The organism is Sulfuricurvum sp. (genome assembly GCF_028712165.1).
GTDB lineage: Bacteria > Campylobacterota > Campylobacteria > Campylobacterales > Sulfurimonadaceae > Sulfuricurvum.
Map to the genome: position 1 here is coordinate 55,880 of NZ_JAQTQR010000001.1, position 22,494 is coordinate 78,373.

Below are 22,494 nucleotides of genomic sequence, written 5' to 3' on the forward strand. Positions count from 1 at the left end.
ATGAATATCATTGCGATTGATCGGCTGAAAATCACCCATAATGATAAAATTCTGGTGGATCTATCGTTTGAAATTCGGCGTTCATTGGCATTGGTCGGACAAAGCGGAAGCGGCAAATCGCTTACGTTAAAGGCCCTTTTGGGGATGTCCGATACATCCTTGAATGTTCTTCTTGAAAAGCAGTGTGATTTTGAGTGGAAATTGGGCAAATCGGTGGCCCTGGTTCCTCAAAATCCGTTCACTGCATTGTCGCCGTTGACACGAATCAAAGATCAAATGTTCCTCTCAAAAGAGCGCAGTTTAGAACTGTTTTCTCTTTTGGGTCTGGATGCATCATTGCTGGAACGGTTTCCCCCTGAGCTCTCGGGGGGACAGTTGCAGCGGGTTGTTGTTGCTATTGCTTTGGGTTCTTATCCGAAGCTGTTATTACTGGATGAGCCGACAACCGCACTCGATCCTGCCTCAAAAGAGGTTATGATTACGTTGTTAAAAACATTGCAAGATAAAATGGGATTCAAAATGCTGTTTGTCACCCACGATATGGGTGTGGCATCGGAATTGTGTGAAGATATTTGTGTGATTCGCGAAGGGCGTATGATCGAGAAAGGGGTGATCGAAGAGGTAACCCGTTTTCCAAAAGAGAGTTATACCCAAGCGTTAATCGACGCCGAGTTTAAAACCAGAGGATTCAGACATTGATAGAAGAACTGCCGCTAAGGAAGAGAATGAAAAAATATATATTGATAGGGCTTGGAATTATTGTACTGATTCCCGTCGTTTTTTTAGGGTACATTATTTACTCTTTTGAATACGAAACCAAACGCCTTATCAACTATCAACCCCGCTTGACGACAGAAGTGTATGACCGAAACGGGAATAAAATCGCCAATCTCTTCAGCGATGAACATCGTTATTATGTTTCATATCCTAATATTCCTCCTATGTTGACGGAAGCATTATTGGCTATTGAAGACACCACTTTCTTTGAACATAACGGAGTCAATCCGGATGCCATTATGCGGGCAATCATCAAAGACGTGACCTCAGGGCATTTGGTTGAGGGGGCTAGTACCATCACGCAACAGCTCGTTAAAAATACGTTATTGACCCGCGAGAAAAAATTCTCCCGTAAGTTCAAAGAGGTTTTGTATTCGATCCGTATCGAGCAGGAATTGACAAAAGAACAGATTTTAGAGCGTTATTTCAATGAGATCTATTTGGGTCATGGTTATTACGGAATTAAAACAGCGGCGGATGGATATTTTCACAAACAACTCAAAGAGTTGTCGCTAAAAGAGATAGCGATGCTAGTCGGATTACCGAAGGCACCTAATTTTTACTCTCCTACCAAAAACTATGAACTTTGTCTGGGACGTGCAAACCGCGTTGTCGGGCGAATGTATGAGTTAGGATGGATTGATCAGCCGACGTATGAAAAAGCGACGCAAGAGCGCCCGAAAGTCTATAACGATACATTAAGCAAAAATTCCGGTCCTTATATTATCGATGAGGTTATGCGCCAACTGGGTGATGCTTTCCCGGATATTCGCAGCGGCGGGTATAAAATTTATACCACCATCGATATGAGACTGCAGGAAGCGGGATACAAGGCTCTTCAATCCGGTCGTAATGAGATTATCAAACGAGCACAGGATGCCGGCGATTTGGATGAAAATATGCAGCGTCAGCTGAATGGGGCTCTTATCAGTCTCGACCCGCGCAGCGGAGAGATTTTGGCGATGGTCGGAGGGTATGATTACGCTTTGAGTCCATACAACCGTGTAACTCAGGCGAAGCGTCAACCGGGTTCGGCGTTCAAACCTTTCCTCTACCAAGTCGCATTGGACAGCGGTATGTCTCCGGCTTCGATGGTTCCCGACATCGCTCGTACCTATTCGTATGCGGGTGATGACGGTGAAGAAAAAACATGGCAGCCGAAAAACTATAAGAATGAATACAAAGGGATGGTTACGATTCGTGATGCATTGACCCATTCTCGCAACTTGGCGACGATCAATATGGTCAGCGATATGGGATTTTCAAAAGTTACAGAGGGGTTGAGACGTTTGGGTATTACAGAAAATCTGCCGCCTGACCTTTCGATCGCTTTGGGGACGATTTCCATCTCTCCGATCGATTTGGCAAAATATTACACGATGTTTGCCAGCGGAGGGGCTTTAACGAACCCGATACTGATACGTGAAGTTCTTACTCCTACCGGGCAAACCCTTCGGTATGAAAATAAAAGCCGTCAGGTTGAGACTCCGGAACAAATATATTTGATGACGTCGATTCTTAAAGACGTTGTTACTCGCGGTACTGGGACAGGCGCACGTGTTGGAGGGATCGAGATTGCCGGCAAAACCGGAACAACCAACAAAAACGTTGATGCATGGTTCGCAGGGTATTCACCTACTGTCGAAACGGTAGTGTGGTTTGGACATGATGACAATACACCGATGCGCCGCAGCGAAACCGGTGGACGGGCAGCAGCGCCTGTTTTCCGTTATTATTATGAAGATTTATTACGAATCTATCCTAATACAAAACGCTATTTTGATGTTCCTGCAGGAGTGTATCAAGCACCAACGGATCAAAACGGCAGTGAGAATTTCACCGATACTTCTGCCGCACCGGATGCAACTCAGGAAGAGGCTCCGAAAACGGATGAAAAGTTAGTATTCTAACTTTTTTTCTTAGTTGCCTGCGAGAGATAGATCCACACGCCTGCCCCGATGATGATCAGCATCAGAGGTGCAAGATAGGGTTTGTTCGCTATCACTTTATACCCCTCGATTAACGCTCCTCCGAAAAGAAAGCTTCCTCCCCCTACGACAACCGCCCAAATCACTGCACCGAGTGCATTATACGCGCTGAATTTCCAAAAATCGTATTTGGTTAAACCGATAGCCAGAGGGACAAGTGTTTTAAGACCGTAGATGAATTTTTTGATCACGATAATCCATGAACCGCGGCGTTTGAGCAGCAAGTGCGAAAAAGCCAGTTTTCGACGGTGTTTACGGAAATGTTCCATCATCTCTTTTTTATGATAACGAGACATGTAAAACATGAGAGAATCACCGATAAAGTTGGCAGCAAAAGCGATTGCTATCGAAAGGGATAAATCCATTTTCCCCATAAAACTAAGAACTCCAGCGCCGATTAGTGCGACCATCCCTCCACCGAGAGAATAAAGAAATACGACGGCATATCCATACGTCGCGAGGTTTTTTAACATATCATCCATAAATTATAATTTCCTTATTTTTGCTATTTCATCACGAAGCCGTGCGGCCTCTTCAAATTCCAGCTTTTTAGCCGCTTCTCTCATTTTCAAATTCAACTCTTCGATTAACTTTTTCCGTTCTGCCGCCGGAAGCGTTTTTGCTTTTTTAGAGCGGTTGTAGAGATCGCCTACATCTTCGAGTTTGAGATTTTCATCGAGAGAGCGTTTGGTCGTCGTCGGGGTTATTCCATGCACCGTATTGTAATCTTCTTGTATTTTACGACGTTTGGTTGTCGTAGCAATAGCACGTTCCATCGATCCGGTAATCTTCTGTGCGTATAAAATGACCCGTCCGTGTTCATTCCGTGCAGCACGGCCGATAGTTTGGATCAGGGCGGTTTCAGAGCGTAAGAACCCCTCTTTATCGGCGTCTAATATAGCAACAAGACTCACCTCCGGCAGATCAAGTCCTTCTCGCAGGAGATTGATCCCGATGAGGACATCGAAGTCTCCGACACGGAGTCCGCGGATAATCTGGTTTCGTTCGATGGCATCGATCTCGGAGTGCATATACTGCACTTTGATCCCCAAATCGGCGAGGTATTTGGTGAGGGCTTCCGCCATTTTTTTGGTGAGTACCGTGACGAGGACACGATCGCCGAGGGCAACCGTTTTTTTGATCTCATCATGCAAATCTTCAACCTGATTTTCAGAGGGCTTGATAGTGATGATCGGATCGAGCAATCCGGTCGGACGGATGATCTGATGGGCAATGGTAGTACTGATATCCAGCTCTTGTGCCGAAGGGGTAGCCGAGACAAACATATAATGAGATGATTTGTTCATAAACTCATCGATCATCAACGGACGGTTGTCCAATGCGCTCGGGAGACGGAACCCGTAATCGACGAGTACCTCTTTACGGCTCCGATCCCCTGCAAACATCCCTCGAAACTGAGGGAGACTGACATGTGACTCATCGACGATGATGAGAAATTTATCGTGATGGAGGAGAAAATAATCCAAGAGGGTATACGGAGCTTCTCCCGGCAATTTATCGGTGAGATGACGGGAGTAGTTTTCGATCCCCTTGCACATCCCTGTTGCTTGCAGCATTTCGAGGTCAAATTCACATCGCTGTTTGAGACGCTGTGCTTCGACGATTTTTCCCTGTTTGTCGAGTTCGGCAAGGCGTTCTCCCAGTTCATCCTCGATCCGTTTGATGGCACGGGAAAGTTTCTCCTGCCCCACGGCAAACTGGCTTGTTGCGTAGATAGTGACACTCTCTTGTTTTTCGGTCATAGTGTTGCTTAACGGTTCAAAAAAGGTTAAACGCTCCACTTCATCCCCGTAAAATTCGATACGTACCGCTTGATCTTGCCAGTACGGAGGATAGATATCGACCACTTCGCCGTTGACGCGAAAATGACCGCCGTCAAAATAGGTGTCATTTCGGGCATATCCCATCTCGACGAGACGAAGGAGGAGCTTTTTCTGGTTAATATCATCCCCGATGGCAATAACCTGAACCATTTTCTCGTACTCTTCTGGATCACCCAACCCGTAATTCGCCGATACGGAAGCGACGACAATGACGTCGTCATAGCTGAGAAGATTTGCAGTAGCCGAGAGTCGCAGGCGTTCCAATTCATCATTGATAGAGCTGTCTTTTTCGATAAATAAATCTTGTCTCGGAATGTAGGCTTCGGGCTGATAATAATCGTAGTAGCTGATGAAATATTCGACGTGGTTTTCGGGAAAGAAAGAGCGGAATTCGCTGTAGAGTTGTGCCGCAAGGGTTTTATTATGGGTCATGATGATCGTCGGCAGCTGAACGCTTTCGATCACTTTTGCCATCGTATAGGTTTTACCGCTCCCTGTGACCCCTTCGAGGGTAACATAGCGTTCTCCGTTTTTAATGCCACTGGAAAGTGCTTCGATAGCAACGGGCTGATCACCGGCAGGCTGATATGGGGTATGAACTTTAAAAACCGGCAATGAGTGACCCTGAAATAGTTTAGTTTATAATAGCCGAATTATAGCGGAAAACCTGTTGTCATTAAGGATTACTGATCGATAGAGTGTTTCGGGGCTATAGTTTCCGGAAGCTCAATCCAAAGCGCTTTAAGAGAGAGATCAAGATCGTATATGAACAAAAAAAGCGAGAGTATCAGGCTGATGATACTCGAAATAAACAGGGTCACGAGGAGATACGTCATATTAAAATGGTACAGGGCGGATCCAAACAGACCGATGATGATAAATGAAACGAGCAAAACGCTCAATACAGCCATAAAATTGCTGTTTCTAATGATTTTTGCTCTAAGAGTAAGTATTTTAAGTTCCGATAAAATACGCTCACTATCTGTGCCGGAAGAACTGCGGTATTCAATAGAGAGTTGACGAGTCCTATCGACGATGCGTCCGAAACGGTTCGTGAGACTCAAAATGATTAAGCCGATTCCGGAAATAAGAATGACCGGACCGATTGCCAATTGTAACGTTTCGATAAGATCTGAGAGCAGCATAAAATTCCTTTTAAAAATCGGCAATAAAAACCCTCAATCGGTTTGTTATGATATAAGGAATTATAGCGGAATAAGTGTTTTTCATGATTCGACACAGTTGTATCTAATACTATACTATTGAATAAGAATTTTAAATATTACTTGATAATTAACTGATATAATGGATAATTGTGTAAAAAAAGGAGGTGCATTCATCATGAAAAATTTAATTGGATTTTGTATACTCTGTTCGGCAGTATTAGTATGGGGTGGTGAAAGTATTGCTATTGCAAAGAATGTAAAGGGTACAGTTCAGGTAAAAAGAGACGGCACGTATTTAAATGTTGTCAAAGGTTCAGACTTGCAAGCCGGCGATATTCTTCAAACTTCAGATAATAGCGCTGTCGGATTAACCTTCAACGATGGTAGCGTCCTTTCAATAGGGGCGAAAAGTATGATGGAATTAAACAAATATCTCTTTAAACCTTCGTCGAACGAGTATGACTTTGATGTAACTCTTAAGAAAGGAACAGCGGCATTTGAATCCGGAAAAATAGGAAAACTTGCTCCTCAAAAAGTAGCTTTTAGGGTTCCTCAAGGTTCGATAGGAATACGCGGTACAAAATTTCTTGTTGATGTGGAGGAATAATCATCATGGTCACTTTTTTAGTATCTGCAGTGATTTTGCTATCACTTCCGTTTTTAGTTTCATCTCCGAAAACAACAGTGGTTTTGCTGGATAACAACAAAGAGCATAATGCTATTGATGTGACTACCGAAGGTGGAAAAGTCGCTTTGGACAAGCCGTATATGCTTACCAGCTTATCAACATCAACGGCAAAACCGCAGCCGGTGACACAAGGGGATGAAACTCTTATCAATGAGAAGTATAAAGATACGCTTGCTCCGCTCCCGCACATGCCGACCAGTATGCTCTTTTACTTCGAAGAAGGCTCTGACCTATTGGTTCCGGAATCTAAAGAGCAGATTGGGAGCTTGGTTCAGCTTATTAAAACGGAAGAGCCCTGTATTGTTGATATCATAGGTCATTCGGATACAGTAGGTACAGCAGAAAGTAATTTTGAATTGGCATTAAAACGTGCGCAAACTCTTAAATTGTTTTTGGAAGATAATAATGTGACTATGAAAAAGGTCAATGTGCAATCCTATGGAGAAAGTGATCCGCTCATACCGACCGGTGATAATGTTTCAGAACCAAAGAATAGACGAGTCGAAGTTATCGTCAGATAAATGAAGATGCAATCGAAGATTCTTTTTATTGTCTCTTTTCTTCTAAGTACCCTTTTCTATATAGGATGGTGGAACAGTTCAATACTCACGTATGCAGATTACAAAATATATGATTTTCTTACGTCATCTCAATCAAATCCTCCATCAGGGAAGGCTACCGTTATTGTCGAAATTGATGAGAAAAGTCTTCGGGCATTGGGTCAATGGCCATGGCCAAGAGTTGTTACTGCATCGCTCATAAAAAAAATTACGGCACAGCATCCGGCTGCCGTTTCGCTAGACCTCATTTTTCCTGAAGAAGACAGAACTTCTCCTGTTACACTGAGTGCTTTTTACAACCAATTTTTCAATCTTAAAACGGACTTTGGCGGGATTCCGGATGCACTGAAAGATAATGATCGCATTCTTGCAGATTCGATGAAAAACCACAATATCGTATTGCCTGTTTTCTTTAATACGATTGCTGCGGGAAACAAAGAGTGCCTTCTGCCATCACAAACTTTTTTGCAAGAAAACAAAACGCTCATCGGATTGTATGAAAGTCCAAGTTTGTTGTGCAGTCTGCCTGTAATTCAGGACAAAGCGAAAGCTATAGGGCATATACAAGCATCTCCTGATCAGGATGGAACTTTCAGACGGGTGCCTTTACTGATTCGATACCAAAATACGCTGATACCGACACTGGGACTCGCAGCTCTTGCCTCTATCGACCCGGATATAAAATGGGAACAAGACGATACCTATATTCACGATATTACTTTTGATATTCTCGGACACAGATTGACTACCGACAAGAAGACAAATGTGCTGTTGGAATTTTATCCTCAAAAGTGGTATCGCACCATTTCGGCGTTAGATGTGTTAAATGGAAACTATGACTCTTCTCTTTTTCAAGGAAAGTTTGTTTTTATCGGGGCAACGGCAATGGGATTGTATGACCAATATACTCTTAGTGATGGTTCAATGCGTCCGGGTGTTTTCGCACATGCAACTCTTGTCGAAAATATGATGAATAACAGTGTGATGACTCAGCCTGATTTTTTTAAAATCATTAACATCTCTCTCTCCGGATTGTTGGCACTAATCTTCATGATACTCATGTCCCGTAAGCAATACATAGGGATGGTTGTTATTTTCTTTGCAGCAATCCTGACAGGGTTTCTTTTAAGCTTCATAATGCTTCAAAAAAACATTTATATCTCCATCGGTTATTTTGCGATTCCATTGATTTCGTATGTATTTGTTCTTTCTATGCTCTTGTTTTTTATCCATTATCGAGAGCGAAAAATTTTTTATGAAGAGATGAGCAAGTCCAATGCAGCTATACTCGAAAGTATGGCATTGGTTGCAGAAACACGTGATACCGATACCGGAGCGCATATCACAAGGACAAAAGAGTATATTAAATTGTTGGCAGAGTATCTCAAATCCCAAAATATTTATACAAATGTATTGACATCGGAATACATCGTGAATTTATATCATGCCGCGCCATTGCATGATATCGGGAAAGTGGGTATTCCGGATAATATACTGAAAAAGAACGCTAAATTAACGGACGAAGAGTTTGAAATAATGAAAACGCATTCGTTGTTAGGAAAAGAAATTATCGGTAATGCCGTACATGCCTACCATGATACCAAGATGCTACACATTGCTTATAATATTGCTTATTATCATCATGAAAAATGGAATGGACTAGGATATCCAATGGGTCTTAAAGGAGAAAAAATCCCTCTCGAAGCGAGGATTATGGCCTTGGCAGATGTATATGATGCTCTTATTAGCAAACGATGCTATAAACCTGCCTTTACGTTTGAAATAGCAGAGGAGATAATTATTGAAGGGCGTGGAACCCATTTTGACCCTCTTTTGGTCGACACCTTTATTATACTCAAGGAAGAATTTAAAAAAATTGCGGAAAAGATTGGTGATGCCTAAAAGCTATATCTGTATCATGAGCTAAACTGTGTTAGAATTATAACAAGACTCTATACCCTAAGGTTAATCATGTTATTTAATCCTACCCCACTGGAAAAATTGACCACACTTATTACTGATTTGATTGAAAAACAAACTGCGCTTCAAGCTGAACTCGAAACACTCCGAACCGAGAGTACTCTGATCCGCAGTAATGACCAAAGTAAAGAGGCTGAGATTCAGCGCCTTCACGGTGCCCTTACTTCCAAAGATGAAGAGATCAAAATGTACGGCGATGAACTTGCCGCCAAAGATGCGGAAATCGAAGCAATCGTTTCAAAAATTGAAAGCTTGCTTGGATGAAGACCAAAATAACCCTCACCCTTAATGCCAAACGTTATGACATTGATGTAGAGGAAGATTTTGCCCGTTTTTTGAGCGAGCAGATGAAACAGGATTTTGAATTTTACGGAAACAATGACATCAAACTCCTCCTTCAAGCCTATGTCCGCAAAAGCTTTGCTCTTTATGAACAAGAGAAAGAAGTTTCCGGATTGATTGATCGTCTGCAAAATCTTTAATACACTCCACAATCCCTTCACAATAACTTTTTATACTGCTCATATCAAAAGGGAATCTCGAAAGAGAATCTCCCAAACAAGGAGTTGATTATGAAAAAGTTTCTTCTGTTGCTTGCAGCTGCGGCACTCACTGCCACGATGGCACAAGCGGACGCCGCATCGGGCCAAAAAGTCTATTTGAAAGTGTTCAAAGCAAAATTCGGAATGAACGGGGTCAAGTTTGCTGCGGAGCATACGGTTTCGGAGTGGGAAGATCTGTTTGCGGATAATGCAAAAGGGTTTATCAAAGAGTACGGGGATAAATTCCCTGCGGCAGCACCGATTTTGACCAATCCGGACATGAAAGACAAGATTCAAGATGTAGGCGATTTTGCCAAACAATACGGTTCGGACAGCGGAAACGTGCCGAGTTGTGGTTGATAGAAAAACAGTAAAAAAAGGATAAAAAATGAAAACGTTAATTGCGATTCTTGGACTTACAGCTATGTTGAGTGCTGCTGACGGCGGTGCTTTATTTCAAAAATGTGCGGCGTGTCACGGTGCCAAAGGTGAAAAAGCGGCTTTGGGTAAATCCGAAGTGATCGCCGGATGGAAATCGGATAAAGTGCTTGATGCACTCAAAGGGTACAAAGCCGGAACCCGTAATACCAAAGGGATGGGCGCAATCATGAAAGGGCAAACCGCCACGTTGTCCGATGGCGACATGAAATCGCTTGCGGATTATGTTGCAGGATTGAAATAAGGTTTCTTAGCTGCTGCGAGCTGTCGCAGCCAACTTTTATGTTTTTGTCTCTCGTCGCTCCCCTGCACACGTGGGGGATTTTTTTATCTACAGATTACATCTAATATTTTTATTGCTATACCTTCACGGATATAATTTTCTTTAATTAATGCTCTATTCTTATCCGAAATAGTATTACTCATTTTTCTACATTTTTCTATAGCTTGAATCAGAACATTAGTATCATTAGGTTTAATGACAATGGCGTTTTCTAAAGATTCTACGAATGATTTGGCTTGACCAATACCACCGTATATAATAGGTAATCCCACAGATGTATATTCATAAAGCTTTGAAGGCATTGCTGAAACACAATCCTCATTTAATTGAGCATATAAAACAGAGGTATTGGAATAATATTCGATTAATTCTTCCCATGTGACCTTTCCAGGAAAGGTCACATTAGAGAGTTGGTGTATTTTTGCGTATTTTTGAAGGTTTTTTGCTTCACTTCCATCTCCTATTAGAATGAATTTGACATCCTTTAGATATCTAGCTGCATCCAACAAAACTCTTAGCTCCTGTACGATTCCTAATGTACCGGCATACATCACTGTAAAATGTGGATTAGGCTGAATATTTTTCCTAGACAAAGCTTCAAAGCGGTTTTTATCAATCCCATTGGAAAGAATCTGCACATTATCTATTCCGTATTGTTCAGAAAGAATATGAGATTCATATGGATTTGTTACGGTGATATAATTAAATTTTTTAATACCATGTACCATTATCATAGTCAATACAATTTTAATGAGCTTATTCAAAATATTTTTTTCACTCAAATCTTCCCATTGGAGATCTCTGATGTCTAATATTTTATAGCCTAATATTTTATACCCAACGAGAGGTATTAAAAACATAAATGGGATTGTTACAATCGTTTTGTCGCAGATTAAGGTATTAGCAACTTCAATAAGTTTTAGACTATATATGATTTCATAATATGCTCTTTTTAGAAAACTTTTGCCATTATAATTTTGTTGATTAATATAATAGATAGTTATGGTTTTCGTATAATCTACTTTTTCTTTTTTATGGATAACTCCTTTTTCACTTAAACAAATAATATTAATTTGATAGAATTTTGAAAGTTCGTTGGCAAAAGATAAAACACGATTTGTTCCTACACTATTTTCTGGTAAAAAATGAGCAGTTAAGAAATTAATCGTTTGCATAATTAAGATTAATGAAATACTAAATTATGAATAGCTTTAGATACAACGTCAAACTTAAATTTTGTGCTAGTTAGTTGACTTAGAGATGAGTCAATTCCATGATCGCAATGACATTTTCCGGATAGAATTCTATTTTTTACATCAATAGCTAATTCACTTTGTAAAAGTTTGGTAAGGTTGTAATCAAAATTTCTAATAGAACCCATGAACCACTTATCTTTTTCATGGAGGTTGGGATAACCGATTTTTTCACACGGGTAGATATCACCGGACGGGGACATAACAACACGGGATGTTGCAGCCGCACATGGCGTCGTATAAATTGGATCCACATAATAATCAGCTGTTTTTTGACGAATTTTGGATCGAAATGCTTTTAATAAGGCATTGTCTTTGCTTTTTTTTGTAAAAAAATATTCGATAACTTCATTAAATTTTTCAATGTCAAGAACCGGATGATATTCTCCATGGGATCGGACCAAATGAAAACTAAAATCATCGACACCGATATCATCCATAAGAAAATCGATTAGTTCTAGAAAAATATCCTGATTATATTCATTAAAAGAAGAGAGCGCAACAAGTGTGATATTCTGATACTCACTCGAAGCTTCTTTAGCCATTTCCAAATTTTTCCGCCATTTTTCAAAAGAACCTCTGAGTTGGGAAAAGCTGTCCATATCTTCCGGACTTGGAGAATTTATCGAAAAATGAAGTCTTAAATTACCGTATCCGTTATCTCCGAATGCGTCAATCGTCTCAAGGATGTTTTCACCGAACCAACCATTAGTTGGGATGCAAACAACACCTGTCTTCCAACTATTCGAAATACCTACGGCAAGTTCAGCGATATCTTGTCGCATAAAGGGTTCCCCGCCTCCGAGGTGAACACGTTGCATATGTGGGATATATTCCCCCATTTTAAGAATTTCAGTAACAGATAAAAAATTATTAGTTTTGGTATTGAGTTCTTCAGCAACAAAGCAATGTTTGCAAAACATATTGCACTTATTCGTCGTAAAATAGGTTAATTCCGTTAATCTATTTTTAAAAAAAAGTGGAGGAATATGATGAATTAATTTTGTCATGTTTAGCCTTTTTTACAGTTCAGTTTACAAACAATCAAAAATTCATAATAGGTTTCTAAAAGCACCATACGAATCCCTTTCACTCCATCTAAAAAACATAACTTAATGAAGAAATTGTAAAGAAAAAAAATGAGCCATCGAAATGGCAGCCTTCTATACAGTGCATTTAAAAATAAACGTCTCTTGATAGGATTGATTGAAAAAGCATTTTCTACTACAATCGGATAAGTATTTATTTGTTCAAATTTTGCACTAAGGGTGGAATAAGCATTTCTTCTTTGAATCCAATGATCTAGACCTTTTGAAAATGGAAAATGGTTGAGCGGATATTTAAGTTCTCCACTTTTTCCATTCAATAATAACTTTTCATGAATATCTCCGTAAAATGATACATATGCAGGTTTTACAAGCCTTTCCACCCTTACGTTGTACAAACTATTGTGAGTAAGAGCTTTTCCGCAAAAATGTATATTTCTTCTTACACTGTACGCAATTGTTTTATCATATGGTAAAGAACTGATCTCTAATATTTCTTTTTGTAATTCCTTTGGACATGTTTCATCTGCATCGATAATAAATATCCATGGATTTAAAAAATCGATATTTTTTAGTCCATAGTTTCTTTGTTCAGCGTAGTTGTCAAATTCTCTTTGATATATTCGTATGTTATTGAAAGCTTGTGCAATTGTTAATGTGTCATCAGTACTAAATGAATCCAATATAACTATGTCATTAGACCATTCTATTGATTCCAAACAAGTTTTTATATCGTGTTCTTCATTATAGGTAATAATAAATATTGAAACATTAGACTCTTGTTTTAACATGGATTTTTTTTACCATTATTTATTTTAATATATTTAATAAGCACTTATAGTATTATATAGTAAAAATAAAAAATAATATATACTGTTTTTATAAAACTGAATAAATATACATAATGTTTCAATTCTACACAAAGATTGCTTCCATTGATTTTTATAGATTCTCTTGTAATATACATTTTATCTTTAGACTAAGTGATTTAATTTTAACAAAGCTAGAACTATCGAATATTGGTTTCAGTTGTTCACACCCTTATCAAATGATACGAATTGCTCATGAATCATTCGCTTCTATTTACAGTTTTTAGCCATAATAGCCCACCAAAACAAAGGGACGGGATGTTCAAATCATTAATTTTCTTTTTTCTTCTCTTTATAACCTCTCTTCATGCCAAAATCGATGCTGAAAAACTGGATAAATTAAATGTTGAAGCACTGTTGGTCAAAAATCTTTCGAGCAATGAGATACTTTATTCAAAAGAGGCGCAGCGTGAAGTTCAACCGGCGAGTCTGACCAAAATCATGACGGCCATACTGGCGATAGAGCAGGGAGATTTAAACCGTTCTGTCGTGATTACGAAAGAGATGCTTCAAGTAGAACCTACCAAAGCAGGATACAAAGAGGGAGAAGTCTTCGCATTGGACGATCTTATCAAAGCGGCTTTGATCAAATCGGATAACGACGCGGCGATGGCCATCGCGATAGCGGTCGGGGGCTCGGTAGAATATTTTAAAGAGATGATGAATGCCAAAGCGGCAAGTATAGGGATGACGAATACCGTGTTTACCAACCCGTGCGGATTTGACATCGGCAATCACCACTCTACACCGCAAGATCTTCTTACTTTGGCGGAATATGCCATCAAAAATCCTGTTTTTAATGATATTACCCGATTAAACCAGCATACGTATTACTCACAAAATAGCGGCCGAAAATTTGTTGCCCATACCCACAATCAGCTTCTCAACCAATATGAATACGCCGTCGGAGTCAAAACAGGATATACCTCTAAAGCAGGGCCGTGCTTAATTGCCCGTGCCAAAAAAGAGGATAGTGATTGTTTGATTATTATGCTCAATTCCAAAGAGAACCGCTGGAAAACGGCAAAAGAGATATTCGAACAGGTATTTGTCCCAGCGCAGAATGTTTTGGCATCGTTATAACACTAATCTTTAAACTGCATCATAATGGCTTGAATTTCGTCCATATGTTGCAAGAAAGTATCGACAAGCTCACCGTCAAAGTGTTTCCCTTTCTGAGCCAGTAGATACTCTACCGCTCGCTCGATACTCCATGCATCTTTATAAGGCCGTTTTGATGTAAGGGCATCAAACACATCGGCTATGGCGACAATCCGACCCGCTAGTGGAATATCATATCCTTTGATCCCATTCGGATATCCGGTTCCGTCAAATCGTTCATGATGGGTCAGTGAAACAACCCGTGCAGTTTGAAGCAGCAGAGAATGGTGATTTCCGATAATATCGGCCCCTTGCTTCGGGTGTTTGCGTATTACTTCCCACTCTTCGGGTGTTAGCGGTCCCGGTTTTTGCAAAACGGCATCCGGGGTACCTATTTTGCCGATGTCATGCATAGGCGCGGAGAGATAGATGAGTTCGGTGCGGGCGTTGTCGAGCCCTATTTTTTGCGCGATTAGTTTAGCATACGCACTCATTCGTAAAATATGGGTTCCGGTTTCGTTGTCTTTAAACTCTGCCGCACGTCCGAGCTGACGTATCACTTCCATACGTGTCAAGACGATCTCTTCAGTCCGTTCTTGGAGTTTTTGTTCGAGATTATGCTGATTTCTCAGCAGGGTAATCTGGGTATTGACACGCGCTAGTACGATGGAAGAGTTGACCGGTTTGGTGATGTAGTCTACCGCTCCGAGATGAAGCCCTTCCTCTTCATTGGTATAATCACTCAGTGCCGTGACAAAGATGATTGGAATGTTGCGAGTCATTGGGTCATTTTTGAGTTTTTTGCAAACATCGTAACCACTGATGTCCGGCATCATGATATCTAACAAAATCAGATCCGGAATATCCCCTGAAGCGATAAGATTCAGTGCTTTGGCTCCGCCTGTGGCTACTTTTACTTTGTAAAATGGTTTAAGAATTTCGCTTAAGACCATTAAATTTTCGGGAGAATCATCGACAATTAGGACAGTTTCCGGAGTATAAGGGATCATGTGTTTTCCTTGTGGAGTAGGTGTTCTATTAGACGGGCCGCCTCGTCAAATTCAAAACGTTGAATAAGCTCATAGACGTGTACCAATTCTTTGTCCGATGCATTTTGTAAAATGGTGGCATCATCGTATGCCGTTGCGTCAGCATTTCGTAGTTTTAAGAGTAGTTTATCCAATATGGCGGAGGAAATCAAAACAGAATCTGCAACGGATGCTTCCTCAGGCATTGCATTTATGAGCAAACCGAGACGTTCTATCTCATTGTCGATGTTTTCGATTAGGGGATTTTCTCGACTGATGGGGTGAACCGATAGTTCCGCCTCACGAGAAAGTTGTGTCAAATAGGTCATGCCGAGCATTGCAGCAACGCTTTTAAGGGTATGACAAAGCCGTTTTTGCGAATCTGCCGAGCCGTTTAATGGCTGGTTCACTTTCAATACCACTGATAGGATAGACCTTTTTCGGATCGATCTTTATATCTTCTATGGGTGTTCTATGGCAATAATGGGCAATTTCCTGAAACAATTTAGTTGAATCGACAGGCTTGGTGATATACCCGTCCATACCGGCTTGACGGCAGCTCTCTTCATCTCCTTCCAAAACATTGGCGGTCATTGCAATAATCGGTATATGAGGGAGTGAAGAATCGCTTCGGATACGTCGGGTTGCTTCGTACCCGTCCATTATAGGCATTTGGCAATCCATCAATATAACATCAGGGGCAGGATGATTATTGAGCCAATCAAGTGCTTCTTGGCCGTTGGAGACGATGGAAACAATGATGTTTTCCTGAGTCAAAATTTCATACGCGACCTCTTGATTGCTTTCATTGTCTTCTACGAGCAATGCCGATACTCCATTGAATGAGCCGGAAAATCCTTCTAAGTGCGGAGTATAAGGCTGAGGAGTCGATAGATGGGCATGTCCGTAAATTTCGATGAGGGTATCGAACAGATGGGAAGGGGTGATCGGTTTTATGAGTATTGTTTCGGGATGGTCGGTTCCGAATTGCTCTAAAAGCTCTTCTCTCTCATAAGCAGTTACCATAATGATGGAAGTAATCTGACGTGCATAACGTTCGTTAATACGATGATAGAGTTCTACTCCGTCGATCCCCTCCATTTTCCAATCGAGTATTGCGATGTCGGCACGAAATCCTTGATCCAATAATTTTAATGCCTCATCAGCGTTTTGGCAGATGGCATTCTCGATTCCGAAACGTGAGAGCATTTCATGAAAAATTTCCCGTGCGGTTTCGTTATCATCAACAACTAGAACTTTTAACTGCTGAATGGATGGCGGAGTCGAATCGATGTTTTCGAGGAGTTCATTTTCGAGTTGAATTTCAAACCAGAAAGTACTCCCGACATTTGGGTAACTTTCGAAACCGATGACTCCTCCCATCATTGTAACCAGTTGTTTGGCGATAGCCAGTCCGAGTCCGGTACCGCCAAATTTTCGGGTAGTGGACATATCGGCTTGGGTAAATGCCCTAAAGAGCAAGTTTTGCTGCTCTTGTGAAATGCCGATTCCCGTATCTTTGACCTCGAATCGAAGTATAGGCGCACCTGTTTCGACTAGCTGAGATCGTATTTTGATGACCACTTCTCCCTGCGAAGTGAATTTAACCGCATTGGAGACGAGATTGAGGAGAATTTGTTTGATACGTAATGGGTCGCCCCTGTAGCTCTTTTCAAAATCATTGTCTAAATCGACTAAAAGCTCAACCCCTTTTTGCTGTGCCCGTATTCCTATCATATCGGTAACGGAGACGACGAGTTCTTCCAGATTGAATGGGATCGATTCAATGTGCAGTTTTCCGGCTTCAATTTTTGAGAAATCGAGGATATCGTTGATAATATCGAGCAAAAGATGGGAAGCTTCGGAAGCTTTGGTGATAAACCGCCGCTCTTTTTCAGGTAGGTTCCCTTTTAATGCCAGCTCAGTCATACCGATGATTGCATTCATAGGTGTTCGGATCTCATGACTCATATTGGCTAAAAATTCACTTTTTACCTTCATAGCGGCATGGGCGGCTTCTTTTGCTTCTATGAGTTCTGATATGTCGACGATCGCACCGATCAATCCGGCCGGTGCACCTTCGGGATCCGAAAAGCCTCGGACCCAATAAAGGGTTTGATGATTTTTACCGTCACCAAAGGGGATGAGCATCTCTTTGTGAGAGGTTCCTATGGTTCGAATGATTCTTTCATCTTCGGCTTGATACTCAATCCGATCTTCCATAGGAAGATATTCTAAATCCAAAACTTGTTTGCCGATGAGATCATCTCGAGATATTCCGAATGTCTCTTCATATGCTTTATTAACACCTAAAAAGCGGCAATCTTTTCCTTTATAGAAGATCGGGTAGGGGATAGTGTCGATCATTGCCTGTTCAAAAGCAATTTGATGGTTAAGCTGTTTTTGGAGTTTTTGCTGTGCAAGGAAACTGATATGGTTGATTGCTTCACGCTCTTTGGTTTTATTGTAGCGTTGAAGCAAAATGACAGCAGGAAGTAAAAGGAGTAGAAAAAGGACTGCGATAATAAGTGTTTTAAACAGGACGTTGAGCAAAAGGCTATGTATCTCTTCGACAGCGATATCGGCTCCTACAACATAGACTTTTCCTTTCGGTGAAACCATTGGTACAAAGACAGAGTGAAATGTCCCCCATTTGTCGCTGTAAACAGGGCTAAAAAAGAGACGGTTGGTAAGATATGCTCTGATCAGTTCGGATGGAGGATTTTCGTAATGCTGCCAAAATGTTACTCCAAGGCCTTTTTCACGATCATGTATATTTTCATTGGAAATTATAAAGTAAAATTTTTCTTTTTCTCGTACGACAATATAAATATAGGTTGTGCCGAGTTCTTTTGACAGAGAGTTGGCACGATGAAGCATATCTTGAAACTCTTCTGCCGTCGGGGGATTAAGATAGGTGTATTTGTCGATCTCACCTCGTCCGAATACACTGTCAACGGTGTAGATAGCATTGAGAAGACGGGTATCGATTTGGGCAAGCTTCAGAGTCCGTTCCCGTTCATAGATTCCTGCGGTTACGAGTACAACGATGATGAGATAAGCAAAAAAAGTATAGCGGAAAAGGGGGTATTCTCGGATATGGCGGATAAAGGAGAGAGGTCTGAACTGCATACCGATTACCTTTTAAAACAGAAGAAAAGTACTTATGTTAGATTATACCAAATTCAATTTAATATGCAGAGAGAACTTAGAGCCAATTGACACATATCTTTGTCCCCTTTTTTTCTTCCGATTCTATTGTGATATTCAGATTATATTCTTTTGCTATCATCGCAACGATATTTAATCCGATTCCAAACCCTCCGACACTTTTATCGGCGCGGGTATAGCGTTCAAAAACCCGCTCTATCATCGCATCGGGGATGCCGATACCGTTGTCTTGTACACATAGAACTCCATCACGAAGAGTGATAGAAATACTCCCTCCCATATGATTGTATTTGATTGCATTGGAGAGGAGATTATCGATAATACGGGTGGCTTTTGTATCATCGATAGTCAAGGTTACTCTGGCATCGACAGCTAAATTTAAAGAGATCTTTTTTTGCTCGATGCGGTGGCGGAAATACTCTAGTCGCTCGTGTAAAAGGTGGCTCAAATCGAGTTGTACATCTTGAACGGAGAGATCGTGATTGAGGATAAGATAGGTGAGATCATCATACAGGGTTGAGATGGTGCGTGAGGCGATTTCGATCCGTTTGATCTTTTTTTGTGCTGAGGGTGGGAGATCATTGACCTCCAGCGATTCGATGTTTGTGAGGATAGCGCTGACGGGGGTATTGAGTTCATGAGTCGTATCTTTGATAAAATCATCGAGCAGGGCGATTGCCTCATTCATCGGACGGAGAATCAATCGCGAGAGAAAAAAGCCCATTCCGACAAGCATTAAAAATAAGAGTGCTCCGAAGGTAAGGGTGATTTCAAGCGTTTGCTGACGCCACAGCCCATCGTCTTGGGTTTCAAAAATCAGATAATACTCTCCCATTCCATAGGGTGAGAGAGGGACGATCAAATAAATGTGTTTGTTTGAAAGGTAGATATTCTCTTTGAAATCGATTGGAACACTATTATGCAGACGTGATACGATGGATTTTTGATCGTAACCGTAGAGTGCAGTTGTGTAGGCTAAATCTTTCGGAAAGGTTTTGAGGTCACGATCGTGTTCAAGCCACGCTTTGAGTTTGGGAACGTAACTTTCCGATTCGAGCTGCATGGCAAGACGCTGTGATGAGAGCATTACGGCTTTGGCGTATTGAAAATAGAGAACCCCGATCAGCGCAAGGATCAAAACAGACATTATCCCATAGAGGATCAGGAAGCTTTTGAGGGTACGGTATTTAGCGAAATTGATACCCGAGGCGCTTGTGGCTGACAATGGAATCCTTTCCTAGGAGTTTGCGGAGTGTTTTGATATAGGTGCGCAGGCTTCCGTCACTTGGGGTTTCATCATAGTCCCATAAGTGTTCCATGATGACTTCATGTGCAAGAAGCTCATTTCTATGCTGGATAAAGAGTTTGAGCAATTTGTGCTCTTTAAGCTGAAGATTTTGTACCTGCCCGCCAATCGTAAGGACTTGGTTGTCGATGTCATAGGTGATCCCTTCGCCGAGGGTGAGGGCATCGGTAGGGTTATGGTAAAAATTACGTTTTAGGATTGTTTGAATCCGAAGAAGCAGCTCTTTTAGGGCAAAAGGTTTACGGATATAGTCATCTCCGCCACTTTCAAAGCCCTCTTCGACATCACTCATAGCATTGCGTGATGTGATAAAAATAGCCGGTGTGGCATTGCCCTCTTTGCGCGAGTTTTTGAGAAGAGAAAAACCATCACCTCCCGGGACATTTACATCGAGTAAGAGGAGATCATACTTTTGCTCATATAAAGCATCTTCGGCAGAAGCAGCATCGTAGACACAGACTACATTAAAGCCTTGATCTTCGAGATATTCGCTGACACTCTCAGAGAGATTCGGGTCGTCTTCGAGCAGTAGTAGTTTGGCTTTCATCATGTTAGTGCAATCCCAAAGAAAATGAATAGGGCAAAGGCAATGCTTGCGGAGATCAATGCATACGGGAGCTGAGTTCGGACATGTTCACCCACTTCGCATCCCGAAGCCATGGATGAGATAATCGTGGTATCGGAGATGGGGGAGCAATGATCGCCAAACACCCCGCCTGAAATCACAGCGCCCATGCACAGTGCGACGGGGGCATCAAGTCCAACGGCCAAAGGGACTGCGATAGGGAGCATAATACTAAAAGTTCCCCAGCTGGTTCCCGTTGCGAAGGCAATGATGGCTCCCAAAACAAAAATAGCTCCTGCCAAATATGCCGAAGGCAAATAGCTACCGATAAAGGAGGCAAGATATTTCCCTACTTCCATATCCGAACTTACCCCTCCGATTGCGAATGCAAAGAGTAAAATAGAAGCAATCGGAGCCATTGACTTTGCACCGACTAGAGCAGATGAAAAAAATTCGTGTGTGGTAAGGGCATTTTTAAATTGATAATATCCCCACATCAGGATCAGCGTGATAATAAGAGTATAAAAAATCGAGGTTGAACCGGAACCTTTAAGAATATTGCCTTCTCCTGTGAGAAGCATGAAGCCGATAACTCCGCTAATCATCCAAATCATCGGCCATAAAAAGAGTCCAAAGTGACCTCTCTCATCCTCACATTCTATTGTAGGCGGTGGAGTAATAGTTGCGTTGCGCATCGGCCCGATATCGATCTCAAACCATATAGCGATAAAAGTAACGATGAGGGCGACAAAGGCGTAAAAATTAAATGCAATGGATTGAACAAGCCATGTGGCACTTTCACCGGCGATCAATCCGGCTGTGATTTGTCCTCCGATGAGTCCCAGTAAAAGTGCCCCCCATCCATTCAGCGGAATCAGTGAACATACCGGGGCAGAGGTTGAGTCACAGACGAATGCCAGTTTGGCACGGCTGATACCGTATCGGTCGCAAAATGGGCGCCCGATCGCTCCGGCAACAAGTGAGGTGATGGAGGATTCGATAAAAACGATGATTCCGGCAATGAAGCTGGGCATGAGAGCCCCCCGTTTGCTTTTCACCCAGGAACGTTTGACACTCAGTTCATGAACCAGTCCGTCCACTCCACCGCTTCGCTCGATGAGTGCCATGACCGAGCCGACCATGATTGCAAACGCGAGGGTTTTGAGTACCCATCCTTCACTGAGCAATCCGCCAAAACGCTCAGCCATTAAAACCAGTGCATCTATAGGATGAAAGCCGGCAATGATAAACTCGCCTACAAAAACGGCCATTACTAAAGCGATAAAAACAGAACGGCTAAAGAAGGCAAGGAGGATAGCAATAAGCGGCGGGAGTAACCCTAAGATTCCGTATTCTATGGGGTATCCTTACAATATCATCTGAAGACGCATAATACCGGGACGGTCAAACTGTTCTTTGTAGTATTCACTCCGTTTTTCATCGATGACTTCAAAACCGAGCTTTTTGAAAATCATCTCTGTTTCTACCATGCCGATTTCGACGGAAGTTTGAACTTTACGGTACCCTTTTAAGCGGGCAGTGAGCATACTTTTGGTGATGAGCTCTTTGAATACATCGATGGTTTTGAACTCCGGCTTTACCAACATGAAATCGAGTACAAATGTTTTATTGTCGACCTCACCTTCACACAGCAGATATGCGGCAATACGCTCGTGATAGGTTTCGTCAAATCCGATCTCTTCGAGTGCTTTTGAAAAGATCTCATGGGTTGCGATGCGAGGCTCATATCCGCAAATCGTACCTACGGCAACTGTACCGCTAAGCGCAATAAAAAAGTTTGAGAAATGGCAATAACTCTTGGTGGTTGTTAAGGCTAAACGCTTTAGATGTCCGAGGAGTATGTCATTATCGGAGGTATTAAAGACCAA

Annotated in this window: 23 protein-coding genes; 10 read left to right on the forward strand and 13 right to left on the reverse strand. The window is 41.6% G+C overall.

What is annotated here, in order from left to right; genetic code table 11:
* Together PHP90_RS00235 and PHP90_RS00240 are read left to right on the forward strand one after the other, a co-directional pair.
* Entirely contained in the window at positions 1-699 is a 699-nt protein-coding gene (locus PHP90_RS00235; RefSeq protein ID WP_299923431.1) for an ATP-binding cassette domain-containing protein, read from the forward strand.
* Positions 700-725: 26 nt separating this feature from the next.
* Positions 726-2,687, forward strand: a complete 1,962-nt coding sequence (locus PHP90_RS00240) for a PBP1A family penicillin-binding protein (protein WP_299923434.1) — start codon at positions 726-728, stop codon at positions 2,685-2,687.
* Here PHP90_RS00240 and PHP90_RS00245 read toward each other — a convergent pair.
* The 3 genes from PHP90_RS00245 to PHP90_RS00255 all read right to left on the reverse strand — a co-directional run bounded on the left by PHP90_RS00245 (position 2,684) and on the right by PHP90_RS00255 (position 5,754).
* On the reverse strand, positions 2,684-3,247 hold the full coding sequence (locus tag PHP90_RS00245) for a DedA family protein (protein ID WP_299923437.1): 564 nt from the start codon (positions 3,245-3,247) through the stop codon (positions 2,684-2,686). The genes PHP90_RS00240 and PHP90_RS00245 overlap by 4 nt on opposite strands.
* Before the next feature lie 3 nt (positions 3,248-3,250).
* Positions 3,251-5,224, reverse strand: coding sequence for an excinuclease ABC subunit UvrB (gene uvrB / locus PHP90_RS00250; RefSeq protein ID WP_299923440.1), 1,974 nt, complete (start codon positions 5,222-5,224; stop codon positions 3,251-3,253).
* A gap of 68 nt (positions 5,225-5,292) precedes the next feature.
* Positions 5,293-5,754 (reverse strand): DUF2721 domain-containing protein, encoded by a 462-nt coding sequence (locus PHP90_RS00255; protein ID WP_299923443.1) that lies wholly within the window; start codon positions 5,752-5,754, stop codon positions 5,293-5,295.
* A gap of 196 nt (positions 5,755-5,950) precedes the next feature.
* Between PHP90_RS00255 and PHP90_RS00260 the strand changes: the two genes are divergently transcribed.
* The 7 genes from PHP90_RS00260 to PHP90_RS00290 all read left to right on the forward strand — a co-directional run bounded on the left by PHP90_RS00260 (position 5,951) and on the right by PHP90_RS00290 (position 10,227).
* On the forward strand, positions 5,951-6,382 hold the full coding sequence (locus PHP90_RS00260; RefSeq protein ID WP_299923446.1) for a FecR domain-containing protein: 432 nt from the start codon (positions 5,951-5,953) through the stop codon (positions 6,380-6,382).
* 5 nt (positions 6,383-6,387) lie between these two features.
* A complete protein-coding gene (locus PHP90_RS00265) occupies positions 6,388-6,984 on the forward strand; it encodes an OmpA family protein (RefSeq protein ID WP_299923449.1) in 597 nt (198 codons plus the stop codon).
* 6 nt (positions 6,985-6,990) lie between these two features.
* Positions 6,991-8,925, forward strand: coding sequence for a CHASE2 domain-containing protein (locus PHP90_RS00270; protein WP_299923452.1), 1,935 nt, complete (start codon positions 6,991-6,993; stop codon positions 8,923-8,925).
* 69 nt (positions 8,926-8,994) lie between these two features.
* Positions 8,995-9,267, forward strand: a complete 273-nt coding sequence (locus PHP90_RS00275; protein WP_299923455.1) for a hypothetical protein — start codon at positions 8,995-8,997, stop codon at positions 9,265-9,267.
* Positions 9,264-9,485, forward strand: coding sequence for a hypothetical protein (locus PHP90_RS00280; protein WP_299923457.1), 222 nt, complete (start codon positions 9,264-9,266; stop codon positions 9,483-9,485). Before PHP90_RS00275 ends, PHP90_RS00280 begins: the two co-directional genes overlap by 4 nt.
* Positions 9,486-9,575: 90 nt before the next feature.
* Positions 9,576-9,905 carry a hypothetical protein gene (locus PHP90_RS00285; protein ID WP_299923460.1) on the forward strand — a complete coding sequence of 110 codons (330 nt, stop codon included), beginning with the start codon at positions 9,576-9,578 and terminating at the stop codon, positions 9,903-9,905.
* A 28-nt stretch (positions 9,906-9,933) separates the two neighbouring features.
* Positions 9,934-10,227 carry a c-type cytochrome gene (locus PHP90_RS00290; protein WP_299923464.1) on the forward strand — a complete coding sequence of 98 codons (294 nt, stop codon included), beginning with the start codon at positions 9,934-9,936 and terminating at the stop codon, positions 10,225-10,227.
* Positions 10,228-10,310: 83 nt separating this feature from the next.
* Here PHP90_RS00290 and PHP90_RS00295 read toward each other — a convergent pair whose 3' ends face one another.
* Genes PHP90_RS00295 through PHP90_RS00305 form a run of 3 tightly spaced genes read right to left on the reverse strand, consistent with a single transcriptional unit; the run spans position 10,311 to position 13,356 of the window.
* On the reverse strand, positions 10,311-11,441 hold the full coding sequence (locus PHP90_RS00295) for a glycosyltransferase (protein WP_299923467.1): 1,131 nt from the start codon (positions 11,439-11,441) through the stop codon (positions 10,311-10,313).
* A gap of 8 nt (positions 11,442-11,449) precedes the next feature.
* Positions 11,450-12,529 carry a radical SAM protein gene (locus PHP90_RS00300; protein WP_299923470.1) on the reverse strand — a complete coding sequence of 360 codons (1,080 nt, stop codon included), beginning with the start codon at positions 12,527-12,529 and terminating at the stop codon, positions 11,450-11,452.
* A gap of 2 nt (positions 12,530-12,531) precedes the next feature.
* Positions 12,532-13,356, reverse strand: coding sequence for a glycosyltransferase family 2 protein (locus PHP90_RS00305; RefSeq protein WP_299923473.1), 825 nt, complete (start codon positions 13,354-13,356; stop codon positions 12,532-12,534).
* A 336-nt stretch (positions 13,357-13,692) separates the two neighbouring features.
* Between PHP90_RS00305 and PHP90_RS00310 the strand changes: the two genes are divergently transcribed.
* Positions 13,693-14,517 carry a serine hydrolase gene (locus tag PHP90_RS00310; RefSeq protein WP_299923476.1) on the forward strand — a complete coding sequence of 275 codons (825 nt, stop codon included), beginning with the start codon at positions 13,693-13,695 and terminating at the stop codon, positions 14,515-14,517.
* A gap of 2 nt (positions 14,518-14,519) precedes the next feature.
* Here PHP90_RS00310 and PHP90_RS00315 read toward each other — a convergent pair whose 3' ends face one another.
* The 7 genes from PHP90_RS00315 to PHP90_RS00345 all read right to left on the reverse strand — a co-directional run.
* Positions 14,520-15,545 carry a two-component system response regulator gene (locus PHP90_RS00315; protein WP_299923479.1) on the reverse strand — a complete coding sequence of 342 codons (1,026 nt, stop codon included), beginning with the start codon at positions 15,543-15,545 and terminating at the stop codon, positions 14,520-14,522.
* The gene (locus tag PHP90_RS00320; RefSeq protein WP_299923482.1) at positions 15,542-15,973 is read right to left on the reverse strand and encodes an Hpt domain-containing protein; all 432 of its coding nucleotides are present in this window, start codon (positions 15,971-15,973) and stop codon (positions 15,542-15,544) included. Before PHP90_RS00320 ends, PHP90_RS00315 begins: the two co-directional genes overlap by 4 nt.
* Positions 15,915-18,695 carry a response regulator gene (locus tag PHP90_RS00325; RefSeq protein ID WP_299923485.1) on the reverse strand — a complete coding sequence of 927 codons (2,781 nt, stop codon included), beginning with the start codon at positions 18,693-18,695 and terminating at the stop codon, positions 15,915-15,917. Before PHP90_RS00325 ends, PHP90_RS00320 begins: the two co-directional genes overlap by 59 nt.
* Positions 18,696-18,771: 76 nt before the next feature.
* The gene (locus PHP90_RS00330) at positions 18,772-19,959 is read right to left on the reverse strand and encodes a HAMP domain-containing sensor histidine kinase (protein WP_299923488.1); all 1,188 of its coding nucleotides are present in this window, start codon (positions 19,957-19,959) and stop codon (positions 18,772-18,774) included.
* On the reverse strand, positions 19,922-20,587 hold the full coding sequence (locus tag PHP90_RS00335; RefSeq protein ID WP_299923491.1) for a response regulator transcription factor: 666 nt from the start codon (positions 20,585-20,587) through the stop codon (positions 19,922-19,924). The genes PHP90_RS00330 and PHP90_RS00335 overlap by 38 nt, the downstream gene beginning before the upstream one ends.
* Positions 20,587-21,876, reverse strand: coding sequence for a Na+/H+ antiporter NhaC family protein (locus PHP90_RS00340; RefSeq protein ID WP_299923494.1), 1,290 nt, complete (start codon positions 21,874-21,876; stop codon positions 20,587-20,589). Before PHP90_RS00340 ends, PHP90_RS00335 begins: the two co-directional genes overlap by 1 nt.
* Positions 21,877-21,972: 96 nt before the next feature.
* Positions 21,973-22,494, reverse strand: a 522-nt coding sequence (locus tag PHP90_RS00345; protein WP_299923497.1) for an acyl-CoA acyltransferase, incomplete at its 5' end; no start/stop codon positions are given.